The 13,810-nt window shown below is 57.6% G+C and carries 8 protein-coding genes and 2 pseudogenes; 9 read left to right on the forward strand and 1 reads right to left on the reverse strand.

Going from position 1 to position 13,810, the window contains the following annotated elements:
* Nucleotides 1-189: 189 nt before the first annotated feature.
* The 6 genes and pseudogenes from FPJ27_RS10125 to FPJ27_RS36410 form a co-directional block, all read left to right on the forward strand.
* Nucleotides 190-408 (forward strand): annotated as a pseudogene (locus FPJ27_RS10125) (sugar transporter); the annotation flags it as partial.
* Nucleotides 409-837: 429 nt separating this feature from the next.
* Nucleotides 838-2,625 carry an alpha/beta hydrolase gene (locus FPJ27_RS10130; RefSeq protein WP_204422784.1) on the forward strand — a complete coding sequence of 596 codons (1,788 nt, stop codon included), beginning with the start codon at nucleotides 838-840 and terminating at the stop codon, nucleotides 2,623-2,625.
* Nucleotides 2,626-2,954: 329 nt separating this feature from the next.
* Nucleotides 2,955-4,145 (forward strand): glycosyltransferase family 4 protein, encoded by a 1,191-nt coding sequence (locus FPJ27_RS10135; protein ID WP_204422785.1) that lies wholly within the window; start codon nucleotides 2,955-2,957, stop codon nucleotides 4,143-4,145.
* 38 nt (nucleotides 4,146-4,183) lie between these two features.
* Nucleotides 4,184-5,437, forward strand: a complete 1,254-nt coding sequence (locus FPJ27_RS10140) for an oligosaccharide flippase family protein (RefSeq protein ID WP_204423150.1) — start codon at nucleotides 4,184-4,186, stop codon at nucleotides 5,435-5,437.
* Nucleotides 5,437-5,733, forward strand: coding sequence for a transposase (locus tag FPJ27_RS10145; RefSeq protein ID WP_239483275.1), 297 nt, complete (start codon nucleotides 5,437-5,439; stop codon nucleotides 5,731-5,733). Before FPJ27_RS10140 ends, FPJ27_RS10145 begins: the two co-directional genes overlap by 1 nt.
* A pseudogene (locus FPJ27_RS36410) lies at nucleotides 5,666-5,887 on the forward strand (transposase); the annotation flags it as partial. The gene FPJ27_RS10145 and the pseudogene FPJ27_RS36410, both read left to right, overlap by 68 nt.
* Here FPJ27_RS36410 and FPJ27_RS10150 read toward each other — a convergent pair.
* Nucleotides 5,877-7,058, reverse strand: coding sequence for a polysaccharide biosynthesis/export family protein (locus FPJ27_RS10150; RefSeq protein ID WP_204422786.1), 1,182 nt, complete (start codon nucleotides 7,056-7,058; stop codon nucleotides 5,877-5,879). The pseudogene FPJ27_RS36410 and the gene FPJ27_RS10150 overlap by 11 nt on opposite strands.
* A gap of 1,364 nt (nucleotides 7,059-8,422) precedes the next feature.
* On the opposite strand from FPJ27_RS10150, the gene FPJ27_RS10155 reads away from it, so the two are divergent.
* The 3 genes from FPJ27_RS10155 to FPJ27_RS10165 all read left to right on the forward strand — a co-directional run bounded on the left by FPJ27_RS10155 (nucleotide 8,423) and on the right by FPJ27_RS10165 (nucleotide 13,745).
* Entirely contained in the window at nucleotides 8,423-10,738 is a 2,316-nt protein-coding gene (locus tag FPJ27_RS10155) for a GNVR domain-containing protein (RefSeq protein WP_204422787.1), read from the forward strand.
* Between the two features lie 128 nt (nucleotides 10,739-10,866).
* Nucleotides 10,867-12,318 carry a DUF6418 domain-containing protein gene (locus tag FPJ27_RS10160; RefSeq protein ID WP_239483276.1) on the forward strand — a complete coding sequence of 484 codons (1,452 nt, stop codon included), beginning with the start codon at nucleotides 10,867-10,869 and terminating at the stop codon, nucleotides 12,316-12,318.
* 281 nt (nucleotides 12,319-12,599) lie between these two features.
* Nucleotides 12,600-13,745, forward strand: a complete 1,146-nt coding sequence (locus FPJ27_RS10165) for an acyltransferase (RefSeq protein ID WP_204422788.1) — start codon at nucleotides 12,600-12,602, stop codon at nucleotides 13,743-13,745.
* Nucleotides 13,746-13,810: the final 65 nt, after the last annotated feature.

Below are 13,810 nucleotides of genomic sequence, written 5' to 3' on the forward strand. Positions count from 1 at the left end.
GGGCGGGTCGGCGCGACCACATGTTTGTGTGAAGATAGGTTTTTGGTGGGGTTGCTCACATACACGCCGCCCCGGAGGGTGTCCAATCAGGTATTCCCGCATGAGCGGCTTCGTCGGAGCATGATCGGCGCGGTGATGCTGGTGCGGGCTGTCCAGTGTTGTAACGGGTGTCGTTCGAGACGACGATGCAAAGTGTTCGTGCTCGACGAGGTGTCACGCCCGGCGACGCTGACGTTGACCGACGGGCGCATGAACCGGTGCGAAGCGCTCGCCGAGCAGATCGTGCTCGATCGTCACGACGTCGTATTCGTCGATGCGTCATCGCTTGTGCGCTGGAGCCGCGTCGTGAACCTGCCGATTCCGTCTGCGGCGCTGGGTACGCTGACTGCCCGTGCCGTTACTCCGTGAAACCCGCCTTCGAATGTCGTATTCGCGGCTCTTTCCGCGCTTGTCGAACCAGGGCAGCACGAATTCATCATCCCTGCCTGACCGGTGCGATGCAAGATGTGCTGCATTGGAAATGTAATGTGACGTACGGATTACGTCAGCATTGAATGGTCTACTTTCTGTATGCATCGGGGGCGGGGGCGTCTGCCCGGTGCATCGAGGTCATCCGATGTGCAAGACCGTGAGATTGGGAATGCGAACAAGAGCATTCTCGAAACCGCTCTCCATCTCGAAGGACCCGCGGATCGGGGTGGTCTGCGGCGGATGCTCGCGTGTCGTACGTCCACCTCACTTTATTCATCTGGGCAATGATCGACCGCTTGTCCCTTGGACCGAGGCAAGCATGCATGGAAATCCGGCCCGTCAGACACTTAAAACAAGGACCAAACCATGACACCCATCCAGTTCGATGGATGCGTTGGGTGGCTTCACGAGGGGAATCGACCACATGGCGTTGTCATCTGCGAACCGCTCGGCCATGAGGCGCTTTGGCTTCACAAACTTGTGCGTTCAATTGCCGAGCATCTTGCCGACCGCGGCTTCCCGGTGCTGCGCTTTCACTATCCGGCGAGCGGCGATTCGCTTGGAGACGAACGGGATTCCGAACGGTTCGACCACATGCTCGAGAGCGTCCGGCATGCTGTTCGGACGCTGTACGAAAACGCCGAGGTGGACAGCCTGACACTCGTCGGCGTGCGCGCTGGTGCGGCATTGGCATTTCTCGCCACCGATGGCATACCCGGACTCACAAGTTTCATCGCACTTGCACCCGTTGTGCGTGGTCGCAGTTATGTGCGAGAGCTTTCGCTCGTGGCGCAACGCTGGCTCGACAACGCGCCACCGACTGTGCGGGATGCGGTTCGCAACGATAGGTCGTTCAACGTACTTGGCCATGCGTATCCCGACGATCTCGTCGGCGCGCTCCGGCGCATCGACCTGTGCGAAGCTGCCGGCCACATGCGTACGTTGCCTGCGCGCGCGTTGCTCGTCGATGTATCGTATGGCGACAGTCCTGCGTTATTGGACGCACTGCAGGTGCGCGGTGTCGCGGCGAGCATCCAGGCGTGTTCGGACTGGGCGGCCGCCATGCGCGAACCGCACTGGTCGAGGCTGCCCGATGCGCTGCTCGATACGATCGCGAACTGGCTCGACGACCGTTCTGAAGCAACCGTTTGCGCCTCGGCACGGCGCCCCGTGTCCGGCTTCGAGTTGGCTGGAAACGGCAGCGTCGAACGGATGATTTGCGTGGGACCGCAGCAACTGGTTGGCGTGCTGTGCGAACCGGCCGGCGACTCGATCCGCGCCGCGGCACCCACGCTGCTGATGGCCAATACTGCCGCTAATCCGCGTACCGCCGACGGACGCCTTGCAGTTCGCCTGGCCCGATCGCTTGCGGCGGTCGGTATCCGCAGCCTGCGCATTGATTCGAGCGGCATTGGAGACAGCAGCCGTCGCGCACGCGACGACCAGTCCGACATTCCGTATTCGGACCAGACGATTGCCGATTTGGTATCGGCCGCGCATTGGCTGAAAGAGGCCGGTCACCACAAGGTCGTTACATTCGGGATCTGTTCCGGGGCATACGCATCGCTGCATGCGGCCGCACGTGGATCGCTCGCCGGTGTGATTACGGTCAATCTCCCGGTTTTTATCTGGCCGCGTGGCGAGACGCTCTCGAATGTAGTCAATAACCAGACCAATTCGATGCGCGGCTATATCGCATCGTTGCGCAGCGTCGACAAGTGGTGCCGTCTGCTGCTCGAAGGTCGCGATCTGCGTCCGGTAGTGCGCGCATTTGCCCGCTTCGTCACGGATTGCATGACCGTGCCGGTCATGCGCCTCATGGAGCGTGTCGGCCAGGTGGCGGGCAAGGACACACCACGGGGGTTACTGCGCGACATGTCCGCGCGCGGCATTCAGGCTCACTTCATTTACGGTACGTTCGATCCCGGCATCGATGTCGTAGTCCGGCATTTCGGCCCCGTGTCAGGTGCGTTCTCACATTTGCAGAATGTATCGATCGACACGCAGGACGCACTCGATCATTCACTGCACGGCAATGTCGCCGCGCAATACGTCATCGACCGCTGCGTTGAGTTGCTTTCCGGCTGGCATGCGCCGGCCGAGCCTGCCGCGACCCGGAAAGCGAACGCAGGAGCGAAACGTGTGACCCCGTAGCCTTCCCGCAAGCGCAGAACCGGAACGAACGCGGCGTGGGCCGACGTGTCGGGGACGGCTGAATGACGGGCAGGTTGCCGGAAAGCGGGGCGCAACAAGCCCCGGTTTGCCGGGCGGCCTGTCATCGACCGTCCAAAAGTAATCGTGCGAACAGAACCTCGATTCGCGACACGATATCGTGGCGGCATCCAATTCTCGCGTCGCCCGTTTTCGATGGTGTCGGCGCCATGAGGCCGTTCAGGAATGTTGATGCTACGAAATTGCCATGGATGTCGAAGAATGAGCAAACACTATGCGCTGCAGGCAACGCGCCATAACGGTTCATTGTGATGCGTGTGCTCGTCATCAACGACTTCGTTCGCAAGGGTGGTGCCGAGGAGGTGTACCGGGTATCCGTCGACGTGCTTCGCGCCCGCAACGACGTTGTAGTCGAAACTTTCGATGAGCACACACTGCCCGATTCCGAAGGCGGTCGGCGCGCACGAGCGTGGTCACCTGCCGCTGCACGTGCGCTCGTCACACTGCTCGATCGGTTTCGTCCGGAACGGATCCTCGTACACAATTACCACAACCTGCTGTCGAGTGCGATTCTGCCCGTGCTCGTCCGCTACAAGCGGCACTCGGGATGTGGTTTATACATGACCGCGCACGATTACCATCTGTTGTTTTACAACCCGAGCCTGCTGGTCTATTCCCGCGGGCGCGCGCAACCGTTGTCACTCGACCAACTGCATCGCGGAACGCGTTTCGCTCTCAACGCCAGCCCGCGCGGCTTTCTTCACGACGTCGCGAAAAAGTTGCATTGGCATGCTGTCAATGCGATTTTCGACCCGCTTGGCTTGTTTGACGAGATTCTCTGTCCGAGTCCGTTCATGCGTGACCTCATTGCACGGTGTGGTCGAACGCCCGCCACACTTCTGCCGAACCCGATTGACTCGACGCTGGTTCCCTGTCCGCCCAAACCTGCCCGAGGCGATCGACTCGATCTCGCTTTCGTCGGTCGTGTGGAAGCGGACAAGGGCCTCGCTCAGTTTCTCGCGCTCATGAACGAATCTGCCGGCGATGCGATTGCGTCGCTTACGGTCTACGGCGACGGATCGGAGCGGAGCGACCTGGAGAAACATTACACGACGCTCGTCGAGTCGGGGAGGCTGCGTTTCGCCGGGCGCCTCGATCATGCAACGTTATTCGCCGCGCTTCCAACGCACGATGCCCTCGTGTTGCCGTCGATCTGGGTGGAAAATGCCCCTCTCGTGATCGTCGAGGCGGCGATGCTCGGCCTGCCGGCGCTTGTGCACGACATCGGAAGCCTTTCGACCTTTGGCGACGAGATCGGCAACAAGATTCGCTACCGGAGTACGTCCGAAGGCTTCGCGCGCGCACTTACCGAACTGCGCGCGCACCTCGACAGCGAAAATCGTCACTACGACTGGTCGCGTTACTCGGTCGAATGCTACGCGTCGTCGCTGTATGCCGTACTCGGCATTGGCACGGATGTACCGCGCACGTGGGCACATTGACAGTCGGCACACTGTTCACACTCAGCCCAGAAGGCATGATGACCGCCGTTCGAAAAAACCTGGTCTTGTTGTTTGCACTGCAAATCTCGACGTACGTCGTGCCGCTCGTTACGTTGCCTCTCCTGACGCGCGTGCTCGGCCCCCAACAGTACGGACGGTTGTCGTTCGTGCTTGCGGTTACAACGTATTTCATCAATCTGGCGAATTACAGCTTTGACCTGACTGCAACACCGCGTGTCGCACTCGCGAACGGCAGGGAGGAGCGATCCCGCATTTTCTGGGCAACGGTTTGCGCCCAATGGGCGATCACTGTCGCCGGCTTTGCCGTACTTGTCGCTCTGACCATGCTCATCCCGCATTTCACGGCGGAACGCGCGGCCCTGCTGATCGGGTTCGGGATGGCGATCGGTGCCGCGCTTACGCCGGGCTGGTACTTTCAGGGGATCCAGAAGTTGAGCGTCTACAGTGTCACGGTGGTTGTGTACCGTGCACTCAGTGTCGTCGCCTTCTTCATGTGGGTGCGCACGCCGGACGATCTCCTGAACGCGGTTGCCATCAACGCGGCGGTTCCATTGCTTTGCGGGGTGACGTTGCTTGCGTACCTGATCTTTCGTCGTGAGATCGAAAGCGTCCGCATACGGTTTGCCGACATCGCCGCCGCCCTGAAAGGCGGCTCGCAGGTATTCCTCGCATCGACGTCAATCTCGTTCTACGCATCGACCAATACCGTCCTGCTGAGTATCGTCTCGGGCAGTGTCGCCGCCGGCTATTTTGCCGCGGGTGACAAGTTGATCCGGGCCGCAGTCGGTCTGCTGCAACCGCTGAGGGCTGCAACCTATCCGCACGTCACCTATCTGATGCATCACGCGCGTGACGACGCGTTTGCGTTCTTGAGAAAGCTGATCGTGGTGCAGGGCGCGTTGGTGCTGGCAATGTCGGCAACGATCTACGCATGCGCGCCGATGGTCGTTCGGATCCTGTACGGCAGCTCGTTTGCGCCGACGATCGGCGTGCTGCGTTGCCTGGCGCTGGTGCCGTTCATGGCATGTATGACGGATCTGTTCGGTGTTCAAACTATGCTGGTGATTGGCATGAAGCGCGCCTTCAGCATCATCCTGATCTCATCCGGTGTGTTGAACGTGACATTGCTGCCGCCGCTTGCCATGCTGTTCGCGGAGCGCGGCGCGGCTGTCGCGGTGTTGATCGCCGAAACGGCAGTAGCTGTCGCGCTCGCCTATGTACTCTGTCGTGAACGTGTCGGTCTGATCAAGCTGTCGGCGCGTTCGGGTTGATGCGATTCGCACGCTGTCTGCGCGAGGCCGAGAACCGGGACGAACCGGTGAGGGATCTCCGAAAGCGCCACAACATCGCAAAACAGACGTTCTATCGCTGGCGCAACAAGTTCGACGGCATGGATGTGGCCGACGCTCGCCGGCTCAAGAATCTCGAGTCGGAGAACGAGCGGCTCGAGCGCCTGATTGCCGAGCAGATGCTGGCTGCGAGACACCGCAATTGGTCCGGTCTTCATCGCGCCTGGCAGTCCGTGGCAAAACGGGTTCGTCGAGAGCCCTACTGGCAAGCTGCGTGACGAATTGCTGAACCTGGAATGGTTCCGAAGCCGTGCTGAGGCCAAGGTGCTCATCGAACGTTGGCGGCGGTTCCACAGCGAGCGCCGCCCCCAATGGCGCACATCGTTATCGACCTCCCGCCGTGGTCCGTCCCATATGCCGATTACTTGGTGACGAGCGCGCCGGTCAACCCCGCGCTGATCGCCGGCAGCAGCAGGTTCAGCACGCGGCTCGCGCGGACCAGCCCGGTGTTATCGACATAGACGATGTCCTTCGACGCGAGCGGGAACTGATTCGCGAGCAGCATCGAAACAGGCGACTCCAAATCGAGGTGATAGATGACGGGTTCGCTGTCGGCGGCCTTGCGCAGCACGAACACCTGTTTGGCATTCGACGTCTGCTGGTTGAGCTGGCCGGCCTCCGAAAGCGCTTCACTCAGCGTGAGCGAGCCGTCGCGGAGCGGTGGCACGGCCTGCGGCTTGTTTACTTCGCCCATTACGTAGACGGGATTTTCGTCGCGAGCGCCTACGTGCAGCAGGTCGCCCGACTGCAGCATGATAGCGGCGGGGCTCTTGCCCGTTTTCATCATCTGCGCGACATTCACCGGATAGATCGTTCCATTGCGCGTGATGGTCACGCGGCTCTGATCCGCGGTCGGTGCAAAGCCACCGGCGCGATTGACCGCTTCGACCAGTGTCATCGGAATGTCGTTGACCGCCTGCGAACCGGGCGCGCGCACTTCGCCGTCTATATATACCTGCCCGGCGCGGAAAGATGCCACGCGAACGGTCACTTGCGGTTTGACAAACACCTTTTTGAGTTCGGCATCGAGTTCCCGCTGGACTTGTGCCGCAGTCTTCCCGGCGGCGTGGATCGGTCGAGTCACGTATGGAAACTGCACGTTACCGTCGCTATCGATAACGAAGCCAGGCGCCGCGTCGGACGACTTCGTGTTCTGCGTGGGCTGGCCGACAGCGGCAGCGAACTCCGGGTGATCCCATACCGTGATTTGCAATACGTCGCCCGGACCAAGCTTGTAGCCATTCGGTTTGCCGAGCAGATTGCTCGGGATCGGCAACGCGGTTCGGCCTTTCTGCTCCGCGCGAATCTGGTTGATCAGAGTCAGATCGATCTGCTTGAGCGGAACCTTCATGTCACTGGTCACGTCGCCGTTGTCGGCGGTCGTGACCGGTAATGCAGCGGGTTCTGCCATGTGCTGGCCGGGCGCAAATGCGCACGCGGAAAGCAAAGTGGAAATCGCCAGGGAGACCGCAGCGCATACTCGACGCACTGCATGTTTGTTCTTGCTCGGCACCAACGTGTCGAATAGCTGGTGGTTGTTCATGTCGTCATTCAGCATAGTTAAACAGGAAATATTTACGCGAAGTACCTTGACGTTCGCCATTGACCGGACCACCGCGGAGCGACATCACAAACGTTCGTTCGTGTTCGTGACATGATTGATTCCCTCCCGACGATCTTGCCGATTGCTCTCGTGCAACATCGGAATGCACTCCAGAATCAACGAAAACAACGATGCCGCGTGGAATGCTCGCCTGCGATCCATGTCTGGCTGTCATCGGTTCGGCTTGCCGTTTCGATCACCCGACCATCAAACGTCTTGACGTCATCGGATGCTGCCTGGAATTCCGGCCGACCCATGATCCGGGGGGAGGCGGAAAACCGGACAACCGTCGTGTGAAGCAACCCGATCGCATGCGAGACGTGTGCAAGGCCGAGACTCGTTCCTGCATGGCTCACGTTGTACGACCCAGGGAAGGGGCGTGCGCGTTAATGGACGGTTTCATAAAGACCGGAAGGGACTGTTAGCCTTGTCGGCGAGCTGTTAACGTTGATGTTCCGAGCGATGCGAGTCGAGGGGACGGGTCAAACAGTCATCGACGACGAATTGTGGACACGGATCGAACCGTTACTGCCGATGCGGTGTCCTTTGGACTGCGGCATGAACATACCGATCCATATCCAATGCAGGATCGGTGGCCGATCTGTCACAAGGCTGTCCTGTTCTATCTGCCGGCCTGCAGCCCGAAGCTCAACAAGATCGAGATAGCGTCGAGGCGATTCCAATATCGATGGCGAGGTTTCATCACCTGGACCACGGAAACCACCGATGTGGGTCCCGCCGACGCGCCGACCTGCCGACCAGGCCGGCATCGAATTTAAAACCAATTTCTTGTGAATATTTGCCGTGCCTTTGCGTACCGGAGCGTTTCATCTTTATATCCTCGCATCAATGATCCCGTGCCGTCTTGCTTGAAAAGAATTGTCAAAACGGCGGCGCAACACTGGATGAGCGATATGACATGGCGCGTCCACGTCATGTGTCTGACTTCGTCATCACGCCGCCGTATTGCCATAATCCACTCGCTAGCGAAACGGCACTCTTAACATAGCACGAGACGGGTTGGCAACCCAGTGATTCGATCCACCAGTGGCTCTTAATGTAAGCCATCGCACGTAGCACGCCGTGCGTTTATCGCATAGTGGTTCCGGTAACCAGAATCATTTGTTCGCAGGCTCACAGGGCAAGGGTTCGGTGGTGCGTTTTTGGGCGTGCCGCGGTTGTATACAGAGCAGGTGCCAGGGTGATGTGTCCCGGCACGAATAGTGCGGCATGCGTGACCAAAGTGACCAAACGCACGCACTGCGACAAGAAGCCTGTCAGGGCGGAAATTTTGGAGCTTGTGCATGGCATTGGATAGGCCTTCATCGAATGGGTATCGCGACGGAGCAGGAAGTGCTTCTCGCGATACATTTAGGCTTACGCTGGCCGAATTTCTGGAAAATGTGTTTGATCATCGATACGTCTTTCTTGCTGTTTTCCTGGGGTGTCTGCTGTTGGCGTTTATATATGCCATCGCAGCAACGCCGATGTATTCCGTTGACACGTTGATACGGGTTCAGGAAAACAAGCATAGTGCGCTGGGTTCGCTTTCGGAGATTTCAAATGCACTGGACATCGAAAACTCGGCGGTAGTCGGCGAAATCGATATCGCTCGCTCGCGCACGGTTGTCACCCAGGCGATCGAGGCGACCGTCGCGCAGGCTGATATTTCGGTCAGCAACCGGATTCCGCTTGTCGGCGCCTTGCTTGCTTCGATTTTGTCAAGAGACGCGGATGGTCTCGTCGTCCCGTTGTTCGATACGCCGTTCTGGGCATGGGGCGGTGAAAGAATCGAATTCAGGAAATTCGACGTTCCGGATGCTCAGATCGGCAAGAAGCTGGAGTTTGATTATCTCGAAGGCAACCGGTTCGTGTTGAAGGACAGTAACGGCCAGGAGGTGTTGACGGGGGTAATCGGCAAACCAAGCGCGGGTAACGGCTATCTGGTGGATGTATCGAGGATCGTGGCGCGCGTCGGTACGGAGTTTCGCGTGCGGCGTGTCCCCACGCCCGTGCGGCTTGACGCGATCCTGGAGAAATTGAGCGGGGCGGAAACGAAACGCCAGTCGGGCATCATGCAGTTGAGTCTCGAGGACCCCGATCCCGTGTTTGCCGCACGACTACTCAACGCCATCGCTGCGGCCTATCTGGACGCCAATGCAAGACGACGCTCCGAGGACGCCGAGCACAGTCTGGCGTTTCTCGAGACGCAATTACCGGCGGTGAAGGCGCGGCTGGAGCAGGCGGAGCAAGCGCTGAACGCGTTTCGTAACGCGCAAGGATCGATCGATTCGCAAGGCGATGTGAAACTGCTGATCGATCAGCTGGCGCTTGTCGAAAAGTCGCGGCTCGAAGCCAAGCTCGAATATCAGGACTTGTCGTCCAAGTATGTTGCCGGACAACCTCAGATCGCCGCCGTAGCCAACAAGCTGAAGACGCTCGATCAGCAGTCGGCCGAATTGAAAAGCAAAGTTGCGCACTTGCCGTCGCAGCAGCAGACCTATTTGCGCTTGGCGCGCGAAGTCGAGGTCAACAATCAGCTATATGTCGGTTTGCTGAACAACACGCAGCAGTTGCAGATTGCGAAAGCGGGCACGGTTGGCAATGCGTCCATCATCGACAAGGCTGACGTCAGCAACAAGCCGATTCGGCCGAAGCGTATGCTCGTGATCGTGCTCGGTGCGGCGATCGGACTGATACTGGGCGTTGCTGCGGCACAAGGCAGGGCGTTGCTTTTTCAGTACATTCGCGATCCGAAGCATCTGGAAGCGATGGCCGGCGTTCCGCTGCTTTGCGTTGTTCCGGCCTCGCCGCATCAGATCGAGGCTGACATGAGCAACAGGTCAGCGTTCGTCGCCGTGAGGGAGCACCCTGATACGCCGCTGGCCGAAGCGCTGGAAAATCTGACCTTGTTGTTGCGTTACAGGATGACCGCGGAGCGCGGCAAATCAAGGACCGTTCTGGTCACGTCTCCCGAGCCGGGGCAGGGCAAGTCGATGGTCTCCGCCAATCTTGCTCACCTGTTCTCGGAAAGTGGCTTCAAGACCTTGCTTGTGCGTGCCGATGTGAGCGAATCGAGCATTGAGCGATGCTTGTCGGTGAAATACGAGAAGGGTTTGTCGGATGTGTTGAACGGCTCACTCGATCTCAAGAGGGCGATTTGTCGCATCCGTGAAAATTTTGACGTACTGCCTGCCGGAAAACATGTCAAGCCGGCGCGGAATCTGTACGGAACCGAAAGACTGGAGGCGCTGATCACCTCACTGCGAGGCGAATACGACATGATTGTCGTGGATGCGCCATTGGCACGTCCGGTAGCAAGCGTCGCTATGTTGTCGAGGTTCGCTGACGTCACGTTGATGGTGGCCCGGCAAGGTTCGGTCAGCTACGCCGGCGTGGTGGAAGCGATCGAGAACTTGAACAAGGTTGGAGTGGATGTGGATGGCCTTGTTTTCAATGGATTTAAGCCTTCACCGTTTCGTTACGGCTATTACTCGAACGCGAGTCGACATGCGAAAGAAACCCGGAAGCAGGCAGATCCGGACGATGTTGTATCCGATACGTTTTTGTTTAGGGCATGGGAGCGAGTAAGAAAGGAGCTGCTCAGAAACGTCGTGTGATATTGATTGGCGCGGAGCGTTACGGATGAGAAATTTGGCTGTAGTGGAAAGCAAACGTCAAGTCGATAGCGCGACGAATCTTATCGCGCGCGGTCAGCTCGCAGGTGCATGGTGCAGGTGCATGACGGATGGAACGAATTTCGGGTTGCGGCATGATCGATAGGACGACGCGAGTGATCGGGTCCAACGGAGGTTCCATATCAGCAACCGGCGTGATGGTATCGACGCTATTCACACTTGCGTTGCTGTTCAATGCGGTGATGCCGGCGCTCGGAATGAAGGAATCGAGCGCCTTGTGCACATTGCTATTGGCGACCTTGGGACTCGTCGGTCTGGTCAAATCTCGTCCCGTGTTTGCAGTGTCGATGCTCTACGTGCTGGCGATCGGAATGACCGCATTCCTTGCAGGTGTGGGGTTGGAGGCCGGCGGGTATCTTACGGAAGTCGACGTATCCGGTGAAGCGACCGGCGCGTTTAGCCGGCTCCTTTCGTTCTATCTGATCTTTGTCGTCTGTGCGCTCGTTGCCTTTGGGAGGTTTTTGGACGAACGCCCGGCGCATGAGTCGATCAGGGCGCGGATAACGTTGCAACCGATAAGCATCGTGACGGGGTTCGGGCTCGCAGCAACGATTATCGCTATTGGGGTGATCGCGGGTCTGACGTCAGGATTCTCGTTATTTTCCGGCATCAATAGGTACGCGCTGCGTAATGATGCCTCGAACGGGATGATGTTCAACCTGTTCCTGAACAACCAGGCCTTCATGGGTTTTTTGCTGGGCACCATCGCCACCAGTTCCGATAAACGCATCCGGGGAGCAGCGATCTTAACGATGGCTGTCGACCTGGCGCTTAATGTGATGCATGGCGAACAGTTCATGGCGGTGCTACACATCGGACTGTGCTCGCTGGCTCCGTTTATTGCGATTCATGCGATAAACGGCAAGCCGGTTGTTCGTTATCTGGGTATCGGTGCGGGATTGGCGCTATTGCTTGGTGCCGTTTCCATTGTCTACTCCTACAGGGGGCAGGGGCTTGAAGTAGCCGATATGCTCTCTTCGCGCTTCCTGCTACAGGCTCAACCGTGGTACGTGGTGGACAGCGATGCACATCTGTTCACGGCGCCGGCGCTGGGTGGCGAGGGCGCATTTTGGCGTTTCGTGAACTCTCTCGGTTCCTGGACAATGCCAACCTTTTTCGACGGTACCGAACCGAGTGGCTTGCGCGACTTGATGAAGTCGTATACCGAGCCCAACGTGCTCAGGGCCTACATGTTCGACGACGTAACCTTCACGATGGGAAACATGGCAGTGCCCGTGTATTGGTTTGGTTATGCCGGGGGGGCGCTCTTTGTTGCGATGACCGGCGTGGTGTACGGTGCGCTGGGTGCGCTGCAGATTCTGGTTGCGATGCGTGGCGGGGTCGTGATGCTATGGCTGATGGCGAAGGTGTTTTCATATGCAACCTTCGCCGTTCAGCAAGGTGAGTATTGGATGATGTTCGGTTCGCGGACAGAATTTTATGCATTGCTCGCGCTCGCTTGGTGGTATTGGGTCGATGCGAAAAACTCAAACCTGAATTGAAGCCGGTGAGGCAATATTGAATTATCTCGTCGAGCTTGTGTTTTCGTCGTTGGCAGGTGTGGGCTATGAAATAAATTATCGAAACACGCACGATCATCGCGAGCGATCACTTGTTTGAGAACGCGAGAAGCGCTCCTCTGTTCCGTAAATTTGCGCTTGCGGGGTGATGTGGTTTGGTTGGTTTTATTGAAATCGCGATGTGATTGTGAGAAGGGTGATTGTCATGGTTGCATTTTTGATCGAATATTTTTGATTGGCCTTGGGTTTCAAACATTTCAGTCATGTCGAAGGCAAAGAGTTCGGAGCGGTTTCACCATATCGATGCCATGCGCGCCGTTGCGGTGATACTCGTCATATGGACGCACTATGCTGAACGGTTCGTTCCCCTTGCAGGCTCCCAGTATGTGCTTGACACACTGCAACGCTCCGTGAATTTCGGGAGAATCGGTGTGGTAATTTTCTTCGCAATTAGCGGCATGCTGATTCCTACCAGTCTGCACGGTGAGATTGGTGCGGGGACAAAGCGGTTCCTCATTCGGAGATTCCTTCGACTATATCCTGCATATTGGTTGGCTCTTCCTGCTGGATATTTTGTTCATTGGTACTTGTTCGATAAAAAAATGGACATTCATGGCTTTCTGGCAAATGTGACCATGATTCCGGTTGCATTTGGTGAAAGCCTGATCTTGCCGCATGGCTGGACGCTGGAGACGGAGCTGTACTTTTACGGATTGTGTCTGATTTTGTTCTGGTGCGGTGCACTTCATCGGATGTTACATTTGTGTCTTGTCACTATCGGGTTATGCGGACTGTTTGTGATAACTCTCGAATTGAAACTCTTTCCGGCCGATCTTCTTAGCCAGTACAAGACCATGCCGTATCATCTTGGAATCATGTTCTGGGGTGCATGCTTTCGCCAGGCGTACGAGACTCCTTCTCAATTGCTACGTATTGGATGGGCAAGAAGTGGTGCACTGTCCAATATATCTATAACTTACAGATCTGCGCTAGCCTATGTGACGATACCGGTTGTCGGTGTTGCGCTTGTTGGGGCCGTCAGTGATTGGCGACATCACAACACGTTTCACCTGCCGATTTCGCTCGCTTACATGATTGGTATTGCGACATTCGCGATACTGGCAACCTTGCTGAAGCTTCGTATCCGCATGCTTTCATGGCTTGGCAAGATCAGTTACTCGGTCTACCTGTTGCACAGTCTTCCGCTTTTCGTGGCATTCTGGTTGTGTCGGCGCTTCCATATCGTTGGATGGCCTCTCGGTCTTTACATGATCGTACCTATCGTGCCTTTGATTCCATTGTCATGGGCCGGCTATCGATTGTGTGAAGCTCCATTTGTGAAGCTTGCGCGTACGCTCACTTCGCGTCGGGCGAGTGGTGTGTTGGCGTCTGGTGATGCGAATGGTTGATCCGTTTGCCGGAGTTCCCGGGATTTCGTGGAGAGGGGCAATGTCGCTCCCCGAGCATGCGGCGG

Origin of the sequence: Burkholderia sp. MS455 (genome assembly GCF_016899445.1) — a bacterium.
GTDB lineage: Bacteria > Pseudomonadota > Gammaproteobacteria > Burkholderiales > Burkholderiaceae > Burkholderia > Burkholderia pyrrocinia_C.

Excerpts from the sequence above, each read along its gene's own strand:
- FPJ27_RS10150 (WP_204422786.1), bottom strand. The coding sequence starts at position 7,058 with ATGAACAACCACCAGCTATTCGACACGTTGGTGCCGAGCAAGAACAAA.
- FPJ27_RS10165 (WP_204422788.1), top strand. The coding sequence starts at position 12,600 with ATGTCGAAGGCAAAGAGTTCGGAGCGGTTTCACCATATCGATGCCATG.
- FPJ27_RS10155 (WP_204422787.1), top strand. The coding sequence starts at position 8,423 with ATGGCATTGGATAGGCCTTCATCGAATGGGTATCGCGACGGAGCAGGA.
- FPJ27_RS10160 (WP_239483276.1), top strand. The coding sequence starts at position 10,867 with ATGGAACGAATTTCGGGTTGCGGCATGATCGATAGGACGACGCGAGTG.
- FPJ27_RS10135 (WP_204422785.1), top strand. The coding sequence starts at position 2,955 with ATGCGTGTGCTCGTCATCAACGACTTCGTTCGCAAGGGTGGTGCCGAG.
- FPJ27_RS10130 (WP_204422784.1), top strand. The coding sequence starts at position 838 with ATGACACCCATCCAGTTCGATGGATGCGTTGGGTGGCTTCACGAGGGG.
- FPJ27_RS10145 (WP_239483275.1), top strand. The coding sequence starts at position 5,437 with ATGCGATTCGCACGCTGTCTGCGCGAGGCCGAGAACCGGGACGAACCG.
- FPJ27_RS10140 (WP_204423150.1), top strand. The coding sequence starts at position 4,184 with ATGACCGCCGTTCGAAAAAACCTGGTCTTGTTGTTTGCACTGCAAATC.